This window comes from Burkholderia sp. MR1-5-21, assembly GCF_053427715.1.
The window spans coordinates 23,275-44,647 of record NZ_JBSAXD010000051.1 but is presented as its reverse complement, the minus strand read 5'-3'; the positions used below and the strand labels follow the sequence as shown (position 1 = coordinate 44,647).

The window sequence follows — 21,373 nt, the reverse complement described above, 5'->3', positions numbered from 1 at the left end:
AAGTACAAGTACATCGGCTCGTAGGGCATCTACGTTGGCGACAAAATGATAGCCCGAGAGTATTCCGGCGCGGGTGAAACACCCCAAAGGTTGGATTGGTATCCAACCTTTGGGGTGCAGTTCAGTGAGTGGCCCTTGTTGTTAGCGAGGCTGGCTGCATCCTGGATGATGGTTTCTATGCGACTGGGTGCTGCTCTGCGGGCGCTGCCTTGGTCACGGGTCGATCCGTTGGGGCGGCTTCGCCAGTTATAGAACGTCCCATCCGATATGCCGTGCTTCCGGCATACGTCCGCGACCTTCATGCCCGCTTCGGCTTCCTTCAACACCCGTTGATCTGTTCCTCGGTGAACAGCGACTTTTTCATGACAAGGTTTCTTCTGCGGCTTTGCCACTAACTTTACAGTGGGATACTTCAGAGGGGAAAGGTCAACATTCACCATGCGTAACGTGACCGAAACAGTGTTTGTGGACAAATCGAACCCGACCAGATCACACTCAATACCGCGACGACACTCGGGCTGAAAGCCGCTTTCGCGGATTTCGAACGAGACGGGCAGGACCTGAGGAATTTCGAGTTCTGCATCTATACGACAAAGGCGTCGAACGACGAGAGCGCAGACGGCAAGGACGTCATCGGCGTGATGTTTGCGGCGAGGGTTCTGCCCGGCCAGCGCGGGCTCGGCAACGTCAGCAAGCTGGGAAAATCGATCAACTACGTGATCTCGCCGGAAAGCGGGGAGATCCTGGGCATTCACCTCACCCGGTGACCGGGCAATGGCCGACGGCCGCAACGGATTTCGAATGCAGGAGCCGGAATGGAACGAACGCTCGCGGACTATCCGGCGTATCTGCCGTTGGTGAAGCACATCTACGACGAAATGATACAAGGCTGCTTCGACGGACTGGTGACGAGCGGTTTCGCATCACCGGGTTCTGCCGCGGAATTCGAAACCGCGTTGCATGCTTGTCTCGGACGCGAGCCAATGAGTGCGATTCCGGAACGCGCATTGCTTGGCGGCGACGTGTTCGTATTCGGCGATCGGGAGCTGGGCACTTTGCGGATCGAAATCCCGCTTTACGCATCTGGCTCGCGTTCCGACGCATACGCAATCATGCGTGCTCGGCCGGATGGAAGTGCCGGACCGAGGCTGTATCTGTACGACATCCTGATACCGTGACTCTGCCGGGCGAATGCAACGAAACTGCGAAGTGCACGATTGTGCTTGGCCGTCGTATGTCGGACTCCGCCGTTCATTGGCATAATCACGGCCTTTGACGATCCGGTGCCGTGCCAAGCGCGACGGTTCTGCGTCCCGTCTGCCGACCTGCGGGCCGCCTTGCGGAGAACGCGCAAGCATCCGTCGTCGCCCGCTGGACAAAACGTCCTGGCTCGGCGCGATCCGCCTCGGCGGACACCTTTACTCATGAATATGCAAAAGATGTCTACCTCGACTGATTCGGCGACCGGAGCCAGCCCCATCGTCAGCCTGAAACACCTCCTCGAAACCCCCGGCGACTATTCCGGGTGGCTCTACCTGCCACCGATGCCGTGGACGCTGGAAACCGAAGGCGCATTCGCGCCCGACACGAAAGACCCGGACGAGCACATCGTCCCCGACATCGCCCAACAGCCCGGCTGGCGCATCACGCTCGACAGCGCCACGATCGAGGACATCGTGATCAACGCGCACGACCAGGTCGACGATCCGAGTCTTGCGCAGTTGCTCGACGCATTCGTTTTCTATGTCGAGAACGACGCTTTCATCCTGCTCTGACTCCAACCGCAGAACGTTCTGTCGCCAAAGACAAGAAAGGACCGCCAAGCGGTCCTTTCCAGCGCAAAGCCACGAACGCACAACATCAGCCCCTCACGGCAACGAAATCGTCAAATTCGCCGACTCCGGCCCGACCTTGATGATCTGCGAATACGGCGCGAGCGTCTGCAGCGTCTTGTCCTTCAGGTACGTATTGAGCCCGAGGTACGCGAGCAGCGCGACGAGCCCGAACACCGCGCCGATCGCCCACACCGGCACTTCGCGCTTCAACCGGTGCGCGATCTGGTCCGGCAGCGGCCAGTTCGGCGCGAACGGCGCGCGCTTGCCCTTCATGTGCGCGATCTCGTCCCCGAGCCGCGCGGTCAGGTAAGCAAGCTTCTCCGGCCCTTCGAGCAGATACTTGCCCTGGAACCCGAGCAGCAGGCACATGTGGAACACCTCGAGCGACTGCAGCCGCGCCGCGCCCTGCGCACGGCATTCCTCGAGATACTGGAAGAACTTCTCGCCCGCGAGCTGCTCGCCGAACAGCACGAGCTGCAGCGGCCGGCGCTCCCAGTCCGGGCGGATCTTGTACTGCGACGACAGCACCATCTCGTCGACGGCCGCGCAGAACGCGAACTTCGCGCCGTACACGTCCTCGGCGGCGATGTTCAGCTTCTTCGCGCCGCGCTCGAAATCGGTGAGGAATTCCTGGATGCGCGTGCCGAATTCGTTCGCGCCCTCCGGCTCGCGGCCGTTCTTCAGCAGGAACAGCATGAAGAAGCCGTCGTACAGCAGGTCGAGCAGCGAGCGCGCCTGGAACGCGGCATCCGTCGACGCTGGGGAATGCACGGGAGGCGGCGCATTGTCGCCGAACAGGGAAGGCGCGTAGCTCATGACGTCACCGCGATCAGTTCGAATTTCAGGTCATTGATGCCAGTCGGCGCGTAGATCATCGCGGACTGGGCCTGCAGCATGCGTTCGTACAGCGCGCCGCGCGAATCGAGCGCGAAGTAGCACGCGCCCGGGCGCACCGGAATCGCGGGCGGCACCTGCGGCGTGTACGTGAGCCGCACGCCCGGCATCGCCGACAGCACGAGCTTGTCGACGTCGTCGGGCGCGCCGACCTTGAAGCGCGCGGGCACGGCGTCGACGAGCTCGACGCTCGGCATGTCCGCGGACACCGCGAGGTAGAACGCCGTCTTCTCGTCGATCTTGCCGGAATCGAGCCGGCCGAGGTGGAACGACGGACGCACCTCGTCGAGCGTGATCGCGAAGTAGCGCGTCGAGATCACGGTGTCGAGCAGTTCGCGCAGGATCAGGTCGAGGCGCGCGAAGCCGGGGCCCGGGTCGTCGTGGCGGTACACGGGCAGGTCGGCGAGCGTGTAGCCCTTCGAGAACGTCATCAGCTGGCCGGCGAGGCGCAGCAGTTCCTGGAACAGCCGCTCCGGATGCAGCGCCGCGTGCTGGTGCAGGTGCGCGAGCGTCGCGAACGCGGCGTTCGCGGTGTGCAGCAGCCAGAACGACGCGATGTCGCCCGAGCGGAACTCGATGATGTTCTTCGACGGCTCGCGGTGAAAGCCGTACAGCGCGTTGACCTTCGCCTGCAGCGCGTCGATCAGCTGGCGCAGCCGCTGGTGCAGGATCGGCGACGCGTCGATCGCGAGGCACGGCGGCACGAAGCTGTCGTCGATCTCGAAACCCGATGTCGCGGTGCGGCGCACGCGCACGAGCGGCACCGACAGCAACTGGTCGCGCGGCTCGCTGTGCGCGATCAGCTTCACCTGTGTCTTCAGGAACGTGACGTCGGCTTCGGCCGCGTCGGTGAAGTTGTCGGAGACGCTCGACTGTTCGCTGACGAAGCGCGTCATGAAGCCGGCGGCCGGATCGTCGCTGTAGTTCGTGCCGTTCTCGCGCAGCGGGTGCAGCGCGAGGTAGAACACGAACTCGTTGATGCCCTCGGGCAGCGTGTCGAGCGCGACGGGCGGCGGCAGGTCGTCCGCCTGCGGCGCCGCATACAGCGCGCCGTCCGGGAACACGAGCGACAGCTCGGAGAGGCGCAGCACGTTGCTGCCGAGCGCGTCGCGGTCGAAGCGCGCCGAGCGCACGCCCCAGTTGTACGGCTGGATCGCCTGGATGGACTCGAACAGGCGCGCCTCATGGTACGCATCCTGTCGCTGGAAGTGTTGAGGCCGGAGGAACAGCCCTTCACCCCATAGCACCTTGGCCGAATAACTCATGTCAAACCCGGTTAATGTCGTGATGCGAAATAATCGATCTGGTCGCGCCCGAATTAAATCGCCAATTGTTAACTCTTGTTAATTGACATTCATGCGTCATGTTTAACCGCAGCTGACAGACGAAAGCAAATTGAGCGGTTGTGAGGGCGCACCTTGTTGCGGCGCGATGACGGTGCCGTCGGTGACCGTCATCGCGCAATTATGCAGGCCGATGATTATGCCGGATTTCTCCGACTTCGCCGGATCGAATGTCAGTTTCCAGCGTTGCAGCGCCGGATCGCGGAACAGCGCGACGATGCCGAATGCCTGCGCTTCGCGCGACACCTTTTCAGTCGCGGTATAGCGCTGGCCCGGAATCAGCGTGATTTCACGCACGTTCAGCAGATCGGCGCCCAGTGCGGCCTTTTCCTTGTTCGGGTCGGTGAAGCTGTCGAATGGCGCCTGCTGGAACGACGTCGGGTCCTTCAGCGCGTAGAGCCGCACGACGAGCGCGAGCGGCTTGTTGTCGTTCGCGGCGTTCAGGTTCGGCGCGGCGGCGAGCGTGATGCCGATGTTGCGCGGCGGCTTCTGCGCGTCGGGCACCTCGGGCTTGCCGACCCCGGCGGCCTGCATCACGGCGCTGGCGGCCGAGCCGATCAGCGGGGCGGCCGCACAGCCGGCCAGGAGCGCGCAAGCGACGAGCGGCAGCGCATAGCGAATCATTGAGAATTTCATCGTGTTTCCGGCTTGCCGCCTTTTATTCCCTGTCAAAACTACCAGCTATTTCCGCGTCCGGCGGCAATGGCGGGCTTTCCGCCGTTCAGCTCGCTGTTCAACTATTAAGCAAACATGCGTCGCTGCTGCATCTCGGCAAATTTTTCCGCTGCTCGCGCGAAGCGTTGCGCCATGAGTAAAACTTGCACATTCCGGCCGATATCCGACCCGCCGCGAAACCTCGCCGAGAGGTCATTCGAGGGGGTAGCGTGCGGATTTAAAAGGAATTAGTCTGCACGCGACGATTGAATTATGAAAAATTGATCGGTACTATACCCGCGCGCATCTCGCAAAGCAAAAGAACCAGATTCTCAACGATTTAAATCTCACGCGCTGGTGATATAACGATGAAAGACCGTCTCTTCGCAAGACTTTCCGGGGTAGTAGTGGCCTGCGGCGTGATCGCCGGTTGCGCGAGCCAGCCCACGCCGCCGACGGCGGATGTGTTCAACAAGTCGCTCGCCGACGCCGACGCAGTTGCGAAGGCAGGCGACCAGGACCGCGCACTCGGCCTGTACCAGCAACTCGCGAAGTCGGACCCGACGCGTGAAGAGCCGTGGTCTCGCATCGCACAGATCCAGTTCCAGCAGAACCACTACGGCCAGGCGATCGTCGCCGCGCAGGAAGCGCTGCAGCGCGATCAGACCGACCGCCAGGCGAAGAGCGTGCTGGCTGTCGCCGGCCTGCGGATCGCGACGCAGTCGCTCGGCGAGCTGCGCCAGGATGCGTCGCTCGCGGGCGACGCGAAGTCGGACGCGCAGGCGCTCGCGAAGCAGCTGCGCGACACGCTCGGCGAAAACGCGCTGTTCCCGCCGGATCAGACCGTGAAGGCGCCGCCGAAGAAGAAGTACCGCACCCCCGTGCACGCGAAGAAGAGCGTCGCGACGCCGGCCGCGGAAAGCGCCAATGTCGCGCCGCCCGCGAACGCGTCGACCGGCGCGGCGCAGAAGGGCGGGGCCGATCCGTTCAGCGCGCTGCGCTGACCGGACCGGGTAACCACATCTAACCGGGAGCCGTCGATGGCCAAGAACGAAAGCATCCAGAAGCGCTTGCAGAAAATACGGCCGCCGCGCGTCCAGCTGACCTACGAGGTCGAGAAAGGCGACGCAATCGAGGTGAAGGAACTGCCGTTCGTCGTCGGGGTCGTCGGCGATCTGGCGGGCCAGTCGGAAGTCGAGCAGCCGAAGCTGCGCGACCGCAAGTTCGTCAATATCGACCGCGACAACTTCGACGACGTGATGAAGGCGATCGAGCCGCGCGCCGCGTTCCAGGTGGAAAACCGCCTGAGCGAGGGCGGCGGCAAGTTCGCGGTCGACCTGAAGTTCCGCTCGCTGTCGGATTTCAGTCCGGACGACGTGGTCCAGCAGGTCGAGCCGCTGCGCCGCCTGCTCGAGGCGCGCTCGAAGCTCGCCGACCTGCGCAACAAGCTTGCCGGCAACGACAAGCTCGAGGATCTGCTGTCCGAAGTGCTGAAGAACACGCAGCAGCTGCAGGCGCTCGCGAAGGGCACCGAAGGTGGCAATGACGGCGGCAAAGACGGCGAATGACGACGGGGTGTTGAGATGAACCAGCAAACGGCTGCGGCCGAAACAAACGGCGCGGAATACGCCGCCGGGACATCGCTGCTCGACGAGATCGTCGAGAAGAGCAAGGTCGCGAAATCCGATTCCGAGCATGCGCGCGCGAAGGACCTGATCGGCGAACTCGTGCACCAGGTGCTCGACGGCACGGTGATCGTGTCCGACAACCTGTCGGCGACGATCGACGCGCGCGTCGCGGAGCTCGACCGCCTGATCTCCACGCAGCTCTCCGCCGTGATGCACGCGCCGGAGTTCCAGCGCCTCGAAAGCACGTGGCGCGGCCTCGACTACTTGGTCAAGGAAAGCAATACGGGTCAGACGATCAAGATCAAGGCGCTGCATGCGCCGAAGCGCGACCTCGTGCGCGACTTCAAGAGCGCGACCGAGTTCGACCAGAGCGCGCTGTTCAAGAAGGTCTACGAAGAAGAGTTCGGCACGTTCGGCGGTGCGCCGTTCGGCACGCTGATCGGCGATTACGAGATCTCCCGCCAGCCGGAAGACATGTACTTCATCGAGCAGATGTCGCACGTCGCGGCGGCCGCGCACGCGCCGTTCATCGCGTCGGGCTCGCCGGAGCTGCTCGGCCTCGAGTCGTTCGCCGACCTCGGCAAGCCGCGCGACCTCGGCAAGGTGTTCGACACGGTCGAATACACGAAGTGGAAGTCGTTCCGCGATTCCGAGGATTCGCGCTACGTCGGCCTCACGCTGCCGCGCTTCCTCGGCCGCCTGCCGTTCAATCCGAAGGACGGCCAGATCGCGGAGACCTTCAACTTCGTCGAGGACGTCGACGGCACCGACCACGACAAGTACCTGTGGTGCAACGCGTCGTGGGCGTTCGCTGCGCGCCTGACGGCCGCGTTCGACGACTTCGGCTGGTGCGCGGCGATCCGCGGCGTCGAAGGCGGCGGCCTCGTCGAGGACTTGCCGACCCACACGTTCAAGACCGACGACGGCGAGATCGCGCTGAAGTGCCCGACCGAAATCGCGATTACCGACCGCCGCGAGAAGGAGCTGAGCGATCTCGGCTTCATCCCGCTCGTGCATTGCAAGAATTCCGACTACGCCGCGTTCTTTGCCGCGCAATCGGTGCAGAAACCCAAGAAATACAGCACCGACAGCGCGAATGCGAACGCCGTCCTGTCCGCCCAGCTGCAGTACATCTTCTCGGTGTCGCGCGTCGCGCACTACCTGAAGGCGATGATGCGGGACAAGATCGGCAGCTTCGCATCGGCCCAGAACGTCGAGACGTTCCTCAACCGGTGGATTTCGCAATATGTTCTGCTCGACGACAACGCGACGCAGGAACAGAAGGCGCAATTCCCGCTGCGCGAGGCCTCCGTACAAGTGTCAGAGATTCCGGGGAAGCCGGGCTCGTATCGTTCGGTCGCGTTCCTGCGTCCGCACTTCCAGCTCGACGAACTCTCGATTTCTCTGCGACTTGTCGCTGATCTGCCCAAACCGGCAAATTCATAAGCGAGCAAATCTCGCCCGGGCGGGCCGCCTGGGTAGGACGTTAAAACCACCTCTTTGGGGAGTCGAAGGGCCATGCTAGACCTTTATCTGAAGTTCGGTAATCCCGCCATCAAGGGCGAATCCGCGGACAAGGACCACTCGAGCTGGATCGAAGTGAAATCCTGGGATCACTCCATCATTCAGCCGCGTTCGGCGACGGCATCGACGTCGGGCGGCCTGACCGCCGAGCGTTGCGAGCACGGCGACATGGTGTTCACGAAGGAAATCGATTCGTCCAGCCCGCTGCTGTACCAGCACGCGTCGGGCGGCACGACGTTCGATGAAGTCACGATCGACTTCATGCGTTCGGACGGCGAAGGCCAGCGCGTCAAGTACCTCGAAGTCAAGCTCAAGTACGTGATCATCTCGAGCGTGACGCCGAGCGTGCAGAAGGAAGGCCTGCCGGTCGAGACCTTCTCGCTGAAGTACGCTGCCGTGCAGTGGAAGCAGACCCAGCAGAAGATCGGCGGCAACCAGGGCGGCAACACGCAAGGCGCCTGGAGCCTGACGAAGAACGACAAGACCTACGCGGTCTAAGGTCGGCTGCGGCAACGGGGTGCGTGTCGTCCCGTTGCCGTTTTCGCTTCAAGTTTGCCGCCTGATGAAACGATTCGAACCGAGCTTTCTCGACAAGCTGTTCGACGAAGAACCGCACTTGCCGGCTTCCGCGGCGATGCGGCAATTGTCGCTGGACGAGCTGAAGAACACGGTCGCCCGCGACGTCGAGGCGATCCTCAACACCCGTATCGCACACACCGATCACGAGCTGGCGGCGCTGCCGGAATGCCAGAAGTCGGTGCTCACCTACGGGCTGAACGATTTCGCGGGCCTGAGCCTCGCGAGCCATTACGATCGCACCTTCATCTGCAAGTCGATCCAGCAGGCGATCGCGCGCCATGAGCCGCGGCTGCAGCAGGTGCAGGTGACGTTCGAGCTCAACGAGCAGTCGACCAACGCGCTCTATTTCGCGATCCAGGCGCTGCTCGTCGTGCATCCGGCCGAGGAGCCGGTCAATTTCGACGCGATGCTGCAGCCGTCGACGCTGCAGTATTCGGTCACGCGCGCGCGCGGCGCGAAACCGCAGTAAGTCAGTCACGCCGTCTCGCGGGCCGGGCCGCCCGGCGGGACGTCATCCGGCAACGGAAGGAAGAGGTTCGGGGTCATCGATGGAAGAATTGCTGCCGTATTACGAGCGCGAATTATCGTTTTTGCGGCGCTATTCGCGGGATTTCGCCGAACGTTATCCGAAGATCGCGGCGCGGCTCGCGCTGTCCGGCGAGCACTGCGAGGATCCGCACGTCGAGCGCATGATCGAGTCGTTCGCGCTGCTCGGCGCGCGCATCAACAAGAAGCTCGACGACGACTACCCCGAATTCACCGAAGCGCTGCTGGAAGTGCTGTATCCGCACTACCTGCGGCCGTTCCCGTCGTGCTCGATCGCGCAGTTCTCGCCCGGCGCGCCGGGCCAGCAGACCGAGCCCGTCGTCGTCGCGCGCGGCACGGAGCTGAAGAGCCGCCCGATCCGCGGCGTGCAGTGCCGGTTCCGCACCGCGTATGACGTGACGCTCGCGCCGATCCGCATCTCGGAGGCGCGCTACATGCCGGTCGCGCTCGCGCCGAGCGCGACGGTGCTGCCGCCGAACGCGACGGGCGTGATCTCGATCACGTTCGAATCGCTTGCCGCGCAGCTCGATCTCGGCGCGCTGAAGCTGCCGGCGCTGCGCGCGCACCTGCACGGCGAGCAGTCGTTCGTCGCCGCGCTGACCGATTGCCTGTTCGTCAACGTGCTCGGCGCGTATGTCGAGCCCGAGCGCAACGGCCGCTGGACGCCGCTGCGCAAGCTGCCGATCGCGCAGGCCGGCTTCGACGAGGCCGACGCGCTGATCGACTACCCGGCGAAATCGCATCCCGCGTACCGGCTGCTCACCGAATATTTCGCGTTTCCCGACAAGTTCGATTTCGTCGATTTCGACCTCGCCACGATCGCGCGCGCGTCGGGCCGCTGCCAGCGCGCGACGCTGCACCTCGTGCTGCAGGACGTGCGTGGCGATTCGCACGTCGCGCGGCTGCTCGAGCTGCTGACCGCGAACCACTTTCGCCTGTTCTGCACGCCGATCGTGAACCTGTTCCGCCAGCACGGCGAGCCGATCCGCATCACGCACCGCGCGGTGTCGTACCCGGTGATCGCCGAGGCGCGGCGCGCGTTCGCGTACGAGGTGTACTCGATCGATTCGGTGAAGCTCGTCAGGCAGCAGGCGCACGAGGAATCGGTGATCGAGTTCCGGCCGTTCTATTCGCTGCACCACGGCGAATCCGCGCGGATCGGCCACTACTGGTTCGCGCGCCGCAACGACTGGGTCGCGCAGAAGAGCCCCGGCTACGAGACCGAGATCTCGATCGTCGACATCGACTTCGAGCCGACGTCGCCGCAGACCGACACGCTGAGCCTCGACCTGACCTGCACGAACCGCGACCTGCCGGCGATGCTCGCATTCGGGCTCGAAGGCGGCGACCTGTTCCAGGAAGGCGGCGCGCAGACGAGCGGCATCGGGATGCTGCGCCGGCCGACGCCGAGCGTGCGCTTCGAGCGCGGCCGCGCCGCGCACTGGCGGCTCGTGTCGCATCTGGCGCTCAACCACGTGTCGCTCGTCGACCACGGGCTCGCGCCGCTGAAGGAAATGCTGACGCTGTACGACCTGCGGCGCACCGCGGTATCGACGCGGCAGATCGACGGGCTCGCGGGCATCGAGCAGCGCGGCGCCGTGCAGTGGCTGCCCGGCAAGCCGTTCGCGACCTTCGTGCGCGGCATCGAGATCCGCCTGACGATCGACGAGGAGCATTTCGTCGGCTCGAGCCTCGCGTCGTTCGTGCGCGTGCTCGACAGCTTCTTCGGGCTCTACGTCCACCTCAACAGCTTTGTTCAACTGGTCGTCGTGTCGAAGCGCACCGGCGAGGAGATCATCCGATGCAAGCCCCGGACCGGCGAATCGATCCTGGCGTAGTCGACGCGCTGCTCGACGAGCCGCACCGCTTCGAGTTCTTCCAGGCGGTGCGCGTGCTCGAAGGGCTGTTCGCGCGGCAGGCGACCGACGCGCCCGGCGCATGGCGGCAGGGCGACATCGTCGCGCAGCGCATCGCGTTTCGCAACACGCTGTCGCTCAGCTTTCCGGCGAGCGAGATCGAGCGCCTGCGGCCGTTCGGCGAGAACGGCGCGCCGCTCGACACGGACGGTGCGCGCAACGACGCGCTCGCGGCCGGCGAACTCGGCCGCGTCGAGCTGACGCCCGCGTTCTTCGGGCTGCTCGGCGGACAGGGCGCGCTGCCGCTGCACTACACCGAGCAGATCGTCGCGCGCGAGCACCTGAAGCGCGACCACGCGGCGCGCGCGTTCTTCGACGTGTTCTCGAACCGCGCGACCGCGCTGTTCTACGCGGCATGGAAGAAATACCGGCTGCCGTTCCATTACGAGCTCGACCGCGACGAGCGCTACCTGCCGCTGTTGCTGTCGATTGCGGGCGTGACGAGCGACGAGGTGCGCGACAGCCTGCAGGCGGGCGCGGGCGGTGTGGTCGACGAGGCGGTGGCCGGCTACGCGCTGGCCGCGCGCCACCGGCCGATGTCGGCTGCCTACCTGCAGCGCACGCTGTCCGACTATTTCCGCGTGCCGGTGAAGATCGACCAGTTCGTCGGCAAGTGGTACGACGTGCCGGCCGACCAGGTGAGCGTGCTCGGCGAAGTCAACGCGGTGCTCGGCGCGACCGCGCTCGTCGGCGAGCGCGTGTGGCAGCGCGACATGCGCGCGCGGATCGTGGTCGGCCCGCTGTCGAAGCGCGACTACGAGGCGTTCCTGCCCGGCGGCGCGCAGGCGGTCGCGCTCGAGCGGATGCTGACGCTGCTTGCCGGCGTCACGCTCGAGTACGAGGTGTCGCTCGTGCTGAAGCGCAACGAAGTCGGCGCGAGTGTGCTCGGCGCCGGCGCGCGGCTCGGCTGGGACGCGTTCCTCTGCACCCGCGACGCGCCGCACGACCGCGCGGACGCGCGCTACGAACTGCACGTGATTCACTGATTCCGAACAACAACACGCGACGCAATCGAACCTGAGACCGACTCCATGAGCACGCCCCTCAAGACCCTGATCCTGAAACTGAACCCGCTGTGCCGGCAGGCGACCGAACGCGCGGCGAGCGCGTGCCTCGCCCGCGGCCACTACGAGGTCGATCTGGAGCACCTGTTCCTCGCGCTGCTCGACGAACCGGCCGGGGACCTGCCGCTTGCGCTGCGCGCGAGCCGCATCGATCCGCACGCGCTGCGCGCGGACCTCGAGCACGAGCTGACGCGGCTCAAGACGGGCAACACGCGCACGCCGGTGTTCTCCGTGCACCTGATCGCGCTGTTCGAGCAGGCGTGGCTGATCGCGTCGCTCGATTCGCAGCTCGGCCGGATTCGCTCGGGGCATCTGCTGCTCGCGCTGCTGACCGCGCCGGATCTCGCGCAATTCGCGCAGCGGATGTCCGCGCAGTTCACCGACGTGCGCGTGACGGACCTGAAGCACAAGTTCGACGAGATCACCGCCGGATCGAGCGAAGCGGAGCCGCGCCAGGCCGATGCGGAAGACGGCGGCGACACGCCGGCGGCCGGGGCAGCAGACGGCGCGCCCGCGGCCGGGCCGTCGAAGACGCCCGCGCTCGACACGTACACGACGAACCTCACGCAGCGTGCGCGCGACGGCAAGATCGATCCGGTGATCGGCCGCGAGGCGGAGATCCGCCAGGCGATCGACATCCTGATGCGCCGCCGCCAGAACAACCCGATCATGACGGGCGAGGCCGGCGTCGGCAAAACCGCCGTCGTCGAGGGGCTCGCGCTGCGCATCGCGGCCGACGACGTGCCGCCGCCGTTGCGCGGCGTCGCGCTGCACGTGCTCGACATGGGGCTGCTGCAGGCCGGCGCGAGCGTGAAGGGCGAGTTCGAGAACCGGCTGAAGAGCGTGATCGACGAGGTGAAGAAGAGCGCGCACCCGATCATCCTGTTCATCGACGAGGCGCACACGATCATCGGCGCGGGCGGCCAGGCCGGCCAGAACGACGCGGCGAACCTGCTGAAGCCGGCGCTCGCGCGCGGCGAGCTGCGCACGATCGCCGCGACGACGTGGAGCGAGTACAAGAAGTATTTCGAGAAGGACGCGGCGCTCGCGCGGCGCTTCCAGGTCGTGAAGGTCGAGGAGCCGAGCGAACCGCTCGCGGCCGCGATGCTGCGCGGGATGGCGGGGCTGATGGAGAAGCACTTCAACGTGCGGATCCTCGACGGCGCGATCACCGAGGCCGTGCGCCTGTCGCACCGTTACATCAGCGGCCGCCAGCTGCCGGACAAGGCGATCAGCGTGCTCGACACCGCGTGCGCGAAGGTCGCGCTTGCGCAGAGCGCGACGCCCGCCGCGATCGACGACACGAAGAAGCGCATCGAGCGGATCGATGCGGAAATCGCGTCGCTCGAGCGCGAGGCGGCGAGCGGCGCCGCGCACGACGAGCGGCTCGGCGAGCTGCGCGGCGGGCGCGAGGCGGCGCTCGCGCAGCTCACGACGGACGAAGGCCGCTACGACGCGGAGCGTGCGATCGTCGCGGAGATCACCGAACTGCGCGCGGCGCTCGACCGTGCGCGCGGCCCGTCCGACGGCGGCGAGCCGGTCGACGTGCAGGCAACCCGCGACAGGCTCGCCGAACGCGTCGCGGCGCTGCACGCGCTGCAGGGCGGCGAGCCGATGGTGCCGCTGCAGGTCGACGGCCACGTGGTCGCCGAGATCGTCGCCGCGTGGACGGGCATTCCGCTCGGCCGGATGGTGAAGGACGAGATCGGCACGGTGCTGAACCTGCAGCCGCTGCTCGCGGCGCGCGTGATCGGCCAGGACCACGCGCTGGACGCGATCGCGCAGCGCGTGCGCACCGCGTCGGCGAGCCTCGAGGATCCGAACAAGCCGCGCGGCGTGTTCATGTTCGTCGGGCCGTCGGGCGTCGGCAAGACCGAGACCGCGCTGGCGCTCGCGGACATCCTGTACGGCGGCGAACGCAAGATGATCACGATCAACATGAGCGAGTACCAGGAGGCGCACAGCGTGTCGGGCCTGAAGGGCTCGCCGCCGGGCTACGTCGGCTACGGCGAGGGCGGCGTGCTGACCGAGGCCGTGCGCCGCAATCCGTATTCGGTCGTGCTGCTGGACGAGGTCGAGAAGGCGCACCCGGACGTGCTCGAGATGTTCTTCCAGGTGTTCGACAAGGGGATGATGGACGACGCCGAAGGGCGCGAGATCGACTTCCGCAACACGCTGATCATCCTGACGTCGAACGTCGGCTCGCCGGCGGTGATGCAGGCGTGCCTGAACAAGCCGGCCGAAGCGCTGCCCGATCCGGACGCGCTCGCCGACGCGCTGCGTCCGCAGTTGTACAAGGCGTTCAAGCCCGCGTTCCTCGGCCGGATGAAGGTCGTCCCGTACTACCCGATCTCCGACGACGTGCTCGCCGAGATCATCGAGCTGAAGCTCGACCGCATCCGCCGCCGGATCGACGCGAACCACAAGGCGGTGTTCGAATGGGACGAGTCGCTCGTCGATGCGGTGCTCGCGCGCTGCACCGAGGTCGATTCGGGCGCCCGCAATGTCGACCACATCCTGAACGGCACGCTGCTGCCGGAGATCGCGGGCCACGTGCTCGGCCGGATCGCCGACGGCGCCGCGATCACGCGCATCGCGGTGCGCGCGGACGACGCGGGCGAGTTCGTCTATACGGTCGAATGAGCGGTCGAATGAGCTTCCGAACGAGCGGCCGAACGAGCACTGCGCGCAACCCCATGCATCAACGGATTCACTGAACCATGCCGATCAATCTCCCCGAGTTGCTGACGCCGATCAGCGACGCGTCGCCGTGCGGCGACGACCTGCTGTTCTCGCACGATTTCGATGCGATCCAGGAGGCACGGCGCTACGACGATCCGTCGCTCGACCAGGGCGAATGGGTGACCGAGATCAAGGAAGCCGACTGGAGCTTCGTCGCCGAACGCTCGACCAGCTTGCTGCGCACGCAGACGAAGGACCTGCGGCTCGCCGTGTGGCTGACCGAGGCGCTCGCGCTCGAGGACGGCATCACCGGCCTCACCGACGGCTATGCGCTGCTCGAGGGGCTGTGCCGCGAGTACTGGGACACCGTGCATCCGCTGCCGGAAGGCGACGATGCCGAATACCGGCTCGGCAACGTCGCGTGGCTCGCCGGCCGCACCGCCGAGCTGCTGCGCGCGGTGCCGATGACGGACGGCGCGTCGAGCGCGTTCACCACGCTCGACTGGGAGGTCGCGCAGCACGTCGCGCAGGCGGTGAAGCGCGATCCGGAGCATGCGGACGACATCGCGCGCGGCAAGACGTCGGTCGAGCAGATCGACGCGTCGCGGCGCGTGACGCCGCTCGCGTTCTACACGACGCTGCTCGCGAACCTGAAGGCGTTCGAGTTCGCGCTCGACGCATTCGAGGAGGCGCTCGACGCGCGCGCGGGCGACGCGGCGCCGAGCTTCCGCCAGGCGCGCGACGCGTTCGAGACCGTGTACCGGCTCGCCGAGCGTTTCGCGCGCGAGCAGGGCTATACGGGTACGCCGGTGCAACAGGAACAGTCGCAAGCGACGCCGCCCGCGCAGCCGGATCGCATCGAGCCGAGCTTCAGTACCCCGCTTCCGACGGAGGAGACCCACGTGCAGCCGCAGCCCATTCGTCCGGTGACGCCGATCATCGGCGGCATCCAGAACCGCGCGCAGGCGGTCGATCAGCTTCGCTCGGTCGCGCGCTATTTCCGGCAGACCGAGCCGCACAGCCCGGTCGCGTATCTCGCGGACAAGGCGGCCGAGTGGGCCGACATGCCGCTGCACAAGTGGCTCGAGAGCGTCGTGAAGGACGACGGGTCGCTGTCGCATCTGCGGGAATTGCTCGGCGTGAAGCCGGAGTGAGCGCAGATGTCGCTCCGAGGTTTTTGAAAGTCACGTAGCAGGGCTGGTTGCTGCACCGTGGTGTGGCGCGGCGTGGCGTTGTGCGTGTTGAACTGTTTCCGTGTGCGCACGAGCCGCAATGGACACGCGATGAACAAGCAGGTAGGTGACGTATGAACATGACCGATTTGGTTCAGGCAATTCGTGGCGGTCTGATCCAGCAGGACCGCTTGCTGAAGACGGACATTCCGTCGTTGCCGGGCAATGCGCTCGTGCCGCGCCGCGCCGTGACCTGCTCCGAACTGGGGCGAGACTTCAGCGTCACGCTCGACATGGTCTCCACCGCGGGCGACATCGAACTGAAGACGCTGATCGCGCAGTCGATCACGCTGTGGATTCAGCAGGCGAACAAGTCGTATCTGCCGATCAACGGCTACATCCATATGGCTCGCAGGCTGGGCGCGGACGGCAGTCTGTCGAGCTATCAGCTGAGCTTCGCGTCGTGGATGCACTTCCTCAAGTTCCGCAGCGACATGCGGTACTGGCAGGACAAGAGCGTCGACGCCATCCTCGCCGACGTGTTCGATGCGCATCCGCAGGCACAAGGGCGCTACCAGTTCGCGTTGTCGAAATCGCTGCCGTCGCGCTCGTACTGCCGCCAGAGCGAAACCGACTGGAATTTCGTGCATCGCCTGATGGAGGATGAAGGGCTGTTCGGCTTCTGGCGATACAGCGACGACGGCAGCGCGCATACGCTCGTCATCACCGACGACATCTACACGGTCGATCAAATGTCGCCGAACGCCGTCGGGTTCTACCGGGCGGGAACGGGTAGCGAACCCGACGCCTTCACGCAGTGGGCCGGTTCGCGGACGTTGCAGAGCACGCTGCACACGACGCGCACGTTCGACTACAAGGCGCCATCCGCACCGCTGAATCCGAAAGGCACGACGTTGCCGACGAAGTCCGATCAAGGGAATTTGCCGGAGCAGGCCGAAGTTTACGAATACACCGGTGCGTACACGTATCTGAATCAGGATCGCGGCGAGCACCTGTCGCAGATTCGCCTCGAAGAATGGGAGTCGCGCGCGAAGCGATTCTTCGGCGTGGGCGGTGTTCGGGGTATCGATGCCGGACGGCGCTTCGTGCTGGCCGACCATCCGCAGCACGACCGCGACCCGGACCACGATCGGGAATTTGCGGCCATCAAGGTCTCGCGGTATATCGAGAACAACCTGCCGCTCGGGGCTCAGGAAGCGAATTTCCCGCACAGTCTGCAGGACCGGCTGGCGCAGGCCAAGGCGGGCCGCTCGGGCGAGGCCGCGTTCAACGTTGCGCATGACGACGGTTCGGCGGGCTTCTATCTCGTCGAAGTCGAAGCGCAGCGCGTGACCGTGCCGTATCGGAGTCCGTTCGAACACGAGAAGCCGGTGATGCAGCTCGAGACGGCCGTCGTTGTCGGTCCGGGCGGCGAAGAGGTCTATACGGACGAACTGAACCGGATCAAGGTCATGTTCGTCTGGGACCGGCAGAACCAGGGCGACGAACGCGCGTCGTGCTGGGTGCGCGTCGCGCAGTCGGATACCGGCGGCGGCTACGGGAGCGTGCACGTGCCGAGAGTCGGCGAGGAAGTGCTCGTCGGCTACATCGGCGGGGACTGCGACAGGCCGATCGCGTTGCATCGCGTGTACAACGGCGCGGTCAAGCCGCAATGGCATAGCGACGGGATCCTGTCGGGCTACCGGTCGAAGGAGTATGCAGGCGCCGGCTACAACGAAATGGTGCTCGACGACGCGACGGGCCAGAATCGCGCGCGACTGTTCAGCAGCAGCGCGAATTCGCTGCTCCATCTCGGCTATCTGATCGAGCAGAACGGCAATACGCGTGGCGCGTATCTCGGCTCGGGCTTCGACCTGCGCACGGATGCATACGGCGCGGTGCGGGCCGGGCAGGGGATTTATGTCACGACGCATCCGAAGCAGCCGAACAGTCAGCCGCTCGACGTCCGCGACACGCAGCAGCAGCTCGTCAATGCGGAGAGCCTGATCGATGCGATGTCGCAGGCGAGCCAGATGCATCAGGCGGAAAGCCTCGGCGACGGTCACGACGCGCTGAAGACGTTCACCGATGCGACGCAGAACAGCGTGCAGGGGGCGTCGTCGGGGGGCAGGACTGCGGGCGGCGGCAGCGGCAGCGCGAATGCGTTCAAGGAGCCGGTGATGCTGTTCGGCAGCCCGGCGGGGGTGGCGCTGTCGACGCAGCAGAGCATGCATGTGGCGGCGGACCGGCACGTCAATCTCGTCAGCGGCCAGAGCACGCATATCGCCAGCGGCAAGTCGCTGGTCGCGAGCGTGAAGGACAAGCTCAGCCTGTTCGTGCAGAACGCGGGGATGAAGCTCTTTGCTGCGAAGGGCAAGGTGGAGGTACAGGCACATTCGGACAATATCGAGCTCACCGCACAGAAGACTGTGAAGGTGTTGTCGGCGACGGAGAACGTCGAGGTCGCGGCGAAACAGGAAATCCTGCTGACGTCGGGCGGCGCGTATATCCGGATCAAGGGCGGCAATATCGAGATTCACGCGCCGGGGAAGATCGATATCAAGGGTGCCCAGCACCAGTTCAGCGGTCCGACGAGCATGCCGTATCCGCTGCCCGCGATGCCGGGCGGCACGTGCAAGCAATGCGTGCTGAATGCGCATAGCGGGCGTGAGTCGATGGTCGAGGCGGATTGATGAGCGACATGAACGGCATCGGCAACAGGGACGACGTGAGCGACGCAGATAACGTGAACGAGGTCGTCGACGACGCGCCGAATCCTCGCGAGCCGGAATGGCCGGCATTCCTGGAGACACTGAAGGCGTCGCAGGCGCGCGGGACCGATGAGGGGCGGCCGACGCGGCTCCATGTGCTCGTCGATACGCGCGGCTATCAGGAGCTGGATACGCAGCTTGCGACGGTGCGCGGCCTGCGCTACGCGTCGCTCTGGACGGATACCGGTCTCGATGCCTTCACGGATATTGCGCCGTACCTGATCGCGTTCGACCGCCAGGCGCTCGACGACGAGGGCGCCGACCAGCATCGGCTGCTGCGCCAGTTGTGGCTGGACGCGGTCGATCTGCACGCGGTGACGTGGCTGTGGTCGGCGTGGTCGTTCGATGCGCTCGATGCGCATCTGCGCCGGCATGTGAAGTACGCGCTGCCGAACGGTCGCGCGTATTACCTGTTCTTTTTCGACAATCACGTATTCGGGCGGCTTCGGCAGGTGTGGAGCGAGGCGCAGGCGCAGCAGTTCGTTGCGCCATTCGGCGAGATCCGATATCGCAATCGGCGGCTTGAAGAGGATGTGTGGCGCAACGACACGCCGGCGATCGAGGGCGCCGTGCCGGCGAACGATGCGCCGGGCCTGAGCGAGCAGCAGCATGCGCAGTTGATCGAGCTCGGGTATCCGGACAAGCTCGTACTGAAGTTCCGGGAGACGATGGCGGCGTCGGTCGATCACCTGTCCGATGCGGAGCTCCATGAGCGGGTCGTCGAGCAACTCGATCGCGCGGCGGGACACGGGATCGCCGACGAAGCGGGGCTGACGTGCTATGTCTTGATGGGGGTTCAGGTTGCACCGCGGTTCGACGAGCATCCGGCGGTGCAGGCATGTCTCGCGGCGGTGGCGCGCGGGGAGACGAGCCTTGACGACGCGCTGCTGACGATCGACGACGCGACGTGGGATGCGATTCGCGATGCGCATGAGCGCGAATTGCTGGAGACGCGCCGTGGCGTGGCATAGGTCCGCGTTGGCGGTATGCCTGCTCGTGGTGACCTTGAGCGCGTGCGGCAAATCGGAGCCGGTGTATAGCGGGATTTCAGTAAACACTCACAACTATCTGCCATATAACCTGGACGGATTTACGATCACCGACGCTTACGGAAACAAGGCGGGCGGCGGGAATAGCTTGCCGGGTGGCGGAGGTGGGGTGACCTGCTGCTACAAGCTCAAAGGCACCGAATTTACGGTCAAATGGAACTACGTCGACGTCGACCAGTGGCACAAAGGCAACGAGGTGACGCTTCACGCCGAGGCAAAGGTTGCGATGCCGCCATCGCAGGTGCCGGAGAAGATAGGCGATCGAATTCTTGAGATTCACTTTTATCCCGACCGTCACGTCGAGTTCCAGTTTCCCGGCACGCTGATGGATGAGTCGCGCATTCCGATGATCGATGTATCGCGTTGGATGTCGAGCCACTATCAGGAGCAACTGAACAAGCGGTACGACGAGCGCGAGGACCAGCAGTTTCGTCGAGTCGCGCGTGTCGTTGCCGCAGCATGGTTGAAATACCGCCTCACCGATCTCAACGATCTGAAGCAGTACGCCTACTACAACCTGCTCGTCAACAACCGGTTCGATGCACATCCCGAGATTCAGCGCATCTTGCAGGCGGCTGCTGGAAAGCCAGGTGTGTTCGCAAAGTCGATGCAGTCTCTGCCGAAGAGCGTACTGTCCGCGTTGACGAACGATAGCTTCGAGTCAGTGGCCGTCCCGGTGATTTCGGATGGCTTGTTGCCGCCACCGCGCGTGGAGGAGGCGAGACATGGCTGAGTTGCGTCTGACAGGGCGTGTTCTTGCGACCTGCCTATTGCTCGCGGCAGTGACGGCGTGTGGTAAATCAGAACCGACATACAGTGGAATTTCGATCATAGGTCGGAATTATCTGCCGTATAACATGGACGGTTTCACCATCACCGATGCATACGGTAACAAGGCAAGTGGCGGCGGCGATGATCCCCCGGGAGCCGGGGGCGGCAGTGTGACATGTTGCTACAAGCTCAAGGGCACCGATTTCACGGTCAGGTGGAAGTACTACGACGCCGACCAGTGGCACAAGGGCGACGAACAGATGTTCAGCGCCGAGACGAAGGTGTCAATGCCGCCATCGCAGATTCCCGAGGATGTGGGTACCCGGATTCTGGAGGTGCACTTCTACCCGGACCGACACGTCGATTTCCAGTTCCCTGGTGGACTGCTTGACGATGCACGCTTGCAGATTGTCGACGTTGCGAAATGGATGGATCAGTTTCAGGCGCAGATGGATAAGCGATACGACGAGCGAGACGACCAGCAGTTTCGCCGCATCGCTCGCGTTGTCGCTGCAGCTTGGCTGAAATACCGCCTCACCGATCTCGACGACCTGAAGCAGTACGCGTACTACAACCTGCTCGTCAACAACCGGTTCGATGCGCATCCGGAGATTCAGCGCATCTTGCAGGCGGATGCCAACAAGCCGGGGGCGTTTGCGAAGTCGATGCAATCGCTGCCGAAGAGCGTACTGTCCGCGTTGACGAACGATCGCTTCGAGCCAGTGGCCGTCCCGGTGATTCCGGATGGCTTGTTGCCGCCACCACGCTTGGAGGAGGCGCGACATGGCTGAGCCGCGCAGGTTCGATCCGGATGAAGGGGAGGTGGCAATCGGCATTGCGCGACAGACGGAATTCGAAACGCGTGCGTAGGCGGTCAACGCAACGTGTGCGATGGCGCGGCAAACGCGCGCGATGATGGAGATGCCGGATGTCCGAAACCCAGTT

The 21,373-nt window shown here is 64.8% G+C and carries 19 protein-coding genes and 1 pseudogene; 16 read left to right on the top strand and 4 right to left on the bottom strand.

Annotated features, from left to right (window positions below):
* Nucleotides 1–224 precede the first annotated feature (224 nt).
* A pseudogene (locus tag ACV229_RS38500) lies at nt 225–364 on the bottom strand (transposase); the annotation flags it as partial.
* 274 nt (nt 365–638) lie between these two features.
* Between ACV229_RS38500 and ACV229_RS38495 the strand changes: the two are divergent.
* The 3 genes from ACV229_RS38495 (at nt 639) to ACV229_RS38485 (ending at nt 1,775) form a co-directional block, all read left to right on the top strand.
* Nucleotides 639–767, top strand: coding sequence for a hypothetical protein (locus ACV229_RS38495; RefSeq protein WP_448088284.1), 129 nt, complete (start codon nt 639–641; stop codon nt 765–767).
* Nucleotides 768–815: 48 nt separating this feature from the next.
* A complete protein-coding gene (locus ACV229_RS38490) occupies nt 816–1,178 on the top strand; it encodes a hypothetical protein (protein ID WP_448088283.1) in 363 nt (120 codons plus the stop codon).
* Between the two features lie 261 nt (nt 1,179–1,439).
* Nucleotides 1,440–1,775 carry a DUF7716 domain-containing protein gene (locus ACV229_RS38485; protein WP_448088282.1) on the top strand — a complete coding sequence of 112 codons (336 nt, stop codon included), beginning with the start codon at nt 1,440–1,442 and terminating at the stop codon, nt 1,773–1,775.
* 93 nt (nt 1,776–1,868) lie between these two features.
* On the opposite strand, the gene icmH is transcribed toward ACV229_RS38485, so the two are convergent.
* The 3 genes from icmH to tssJ form a co-directional block, all read right to left on the bottom strand.
* Nucleotides 1,869–2,651 (bottom strand): type IVB secretion system protein IcmH/DotU, encoded by a 783-nt coding sequence (gene icmH, locus ACV229_RS38480; RefSeq protein WP_448088281.1) that lies wholly within the window; start codon nt 2,649–2,651, stop codon nt 1,869–1,871.
* Nucleotides 2,648–3,994 carry a type VI secretion system baseplate subunit TssK gene (gene tssK / locus ACV229_RS38475; protein ID WP_448088280.1) on the bottom strand — a complete coding sequence of 449 codons (1,347 nt, stop codon included), beginning with the start codon at nt 3,992–3,994 and terminating at the stop codon, nt 2,648–2,650. The genes icmH and tssK overlap by 4 nt, the downstream gene beginning before the upstream one ends.
* 102 nt (nt 3,995–4,096) lie before the next feature.
* Nucleotides 4,097–4,696: a type VI secretion system lipoprotein TssJ gene (gene tssJ, locus ACV229_RS38470; protein ID WP_448088286.1), complete on the bottom strand. Its 600-nt coding sequence runs from the start codon at nt 4,694–4,696 to the stop codon at nt 4,097–4,099.
* Nucleotides 4,697–5,094: 398 nt separating this feature from the next.
* Between tssJ and ACV229_RS38465 the strand changes: the two genes are divergently transcribed.
* The 13 genes from ACV229_RS38465 to ACV229_RS38405 all read left to right on the top strand — a co-directional run bounded on the left by ACV229_RS38465 (nt 5,095) and on the right by ACV229_RS38405 (nt 21,219).
* On the top strand, nt 5,095–5,730 hold the full coding sequence (locus tag ACV229_RS38465) for a tetratricopeptide repeat protein (RefSeq protein ID WP_448088279.1): 636 nt from the start codon (nt 5,095–5,097) through the stop codon (nt 5,728–5,730).
* Nucleotides 5,731–5,766: 36 nt separating this feature from the next.
* A complete protein-coding gene (gene tssB, locus ACV229_RS38460; protein WP_448088278.1) occupies nt 5,767–6,294 on the top strand; it encodes a type VI secretion system contractile sheath small subunit in 528 nt (175 codons plus the stop codon).
* A 15-nt stretch (nt 6,295–6,309) separates the two neighbouring features.
* Complete coding sequence (gene tssC, locus ACV229_RS38455) at nt 6,310–7,800, top strand: type VI secretion system contractile sheath large subunit (protein ID WP_448088277.1); 1,491 nt, start codon at nt 6,310–6,312, stop codon at nt 7,798–7,800.
* A gap of 72 nt (nt 7,801–7,872) precedes the next feature.
* Complete coding sequence (locus ACV229_RS38450) at nt 7,873–8,376, top strand: Hcp family type VI secretion system effector (protein WP_448088276.1); 504 nt, start codon at nt 7,873–7,875, stop codon at nt 8,374–8,376.
* Nucleotides 8,377–8,440: 64 nt separating this feature from the next.
* Nucleotides 8,441–8,926, top strand: a complete 486-nt coding sequence (gene tssE / locus ACV229_RS38445) for a type VI secretion system baseplate subunit TssE (protein ID WP_448088275.1) — start codon at nt 8,441–8,443, stop codon at nt 8,924–8,926.
* A gap of 79 nt (nt 8,927–9,005) precedes the next feature.
* Complete coding sequence (gene tssF, locus ACV229_RS38440; RefSeq protein WP_448088274.1) at nt 9,006–10,841, top strand: type VI secretion system baseplate subunit TssF; 1,836 nt, start codon at nt 9,006–9,008, stop codon at nt 10,839–10,841.
* Nucleotides 10,805–11,905, top strand: a complete 1,101-nt coding sequence (gene tssG / locus ACV229_RS38435; protein ID WP_448088273.1) for a type VI secretion system baseplate subunit TssG — start codon at nt 10,805–10,807, stop codon at nt 11,903–11,905. The genes tssF and tssG overlap by 37 nt, the downstream gene beginning before the upstream one ends.
* Before the next feature lie 45 nt (nt 11,906–11,950).
* A complete protein-coding gene (gene tssH, locus ACV229_RS38430) occupies nt 11,951–14,626 on the top strand; it encodes a type VI secretion system ATPase TssH (protein ID WP_448088272.1) in 2,676 nt (891 codons plus the stop codon).
* A gap of 77 nt (nt 14,627–14,703) precedes the next feature.
* Nucleotides 14,704–15,819 (top strand): type VI secretion system protein TssA, encoded by a 1,116-nt coding sequence (gene tssA, locus ACV229_RS38425; RefSeq protein WP_448088271.1) that lies wholly within the window; start codon nt 14,704–14,706, stop codon nt 15,817–15,819.
* 152 nt (nt 15,820–15,971) lie between these two features.
* Nucleotides 15,972–18,530 (top strand): type VI secretion system Vgr family protein, encoded by a 2,559-nt coding sequence (locus tag ACV229_RS38420; RefSeq protein ID WP_448088270.1) that lies wholly within the window; start codon nt 15,972–15,974, stop codon nt 18,528–18,530.
* On the top strand, nt 18,530–19,579 hold the full coding sequence (locus tag ACV229_RS38415) for a DUF4123 domain-containing protein (protein ID WP_448088269.1): 1,050 nt from the start codon (nt 18,530–18,532) through the stop codon (nt 19,577–19,579). The genes ACV229_RS38420 and ACV229_RS38415 overlap by 1 nt, the downstream gene beginning before the upstream one ends.
* Nucleotides 19,539–20,390: a DUF3304 domain-containing protein gene (locus ACV229_RS38410; RefSeq protein ID WP_448088268.1), complete on the top strand. Its 852-nt coding sequence runs from the start codon at nt 19,539–19,541 to the stop codon at nt 20,388–20,390. The genes ACV229_RS38415 and ACV229_RS38410 overlap by 41 nt, the downstream gene beginning before the upstream one ends.
* The gene (locus ACV229_RS38405) at nt 20,383–21,219 is read left to right on the top strand and encodes a DUF3304 domain-containing protein (protein WP_448088267.1); all 837 of its coding nucleotides are present in this window, start codon (nt 20,383–20,385) and stop codon (nt 21,217–21,219) included. Before ACV229_RS38410 ends, ACV229_RS38405 begins: the two co-directional genes overlap by 8 nt.
* Nucleotides 21,220–21,373 lie beyond the last annotated feature (154 nt).